Origin of the sequence: Iodobacter violaceini (assembly GCF_011601265.1) — a bacterium.
Taxonomy (GTDB): Bacteria; Pseudomonadota; Gammaproteobacteria; order Burkholderiales; family Chitinibacteraceae; genus Iodobacter; species Iodobacter violaceini.
The window spans coordinates 1-214 of the sequence record NZ_JAAOLX010000062.1 but is presented as its reverse complement, the minus strand read 5'-3'; the positions used below and the strand labels follow the sequence as shown (position 1 = coordinate 214).

The window sequence follows — 214 nt, the reverse complement described above, 5'->3', positions numbered from 1 at the left end:
CTTTGGTGGTGGCGGTGCTGAGCGAAACATTGAAGACAAGGTTATTACCTTCCACCACATTGTCATCCGCCACACCCGGATTGCCGACTTCGATGCCGGTAATGGCCGGGCTGTCGTTATCCAGAATCCCGCCGGTGGCTGAAACGCCGCCAATGGTCAGAGGAACGGTTTCCGGAGTGATTTCAACCAGCGCGTCATCCACGGTTGGCAGAGT

Annotated in this window: 1 protein-coding gene; it reads right to left on the bottom strand. The window is 56.5% G+C overall.

Features of this window, described 5'->3' with window-relative positions:
- Nucleotides 1-214 (bottom strand): hypothetical protein (locus HA050_RS22785; RefSeq protein ID WP_166830601.1); only part of this gene is annotated, 214 nt, incomplete at both ends.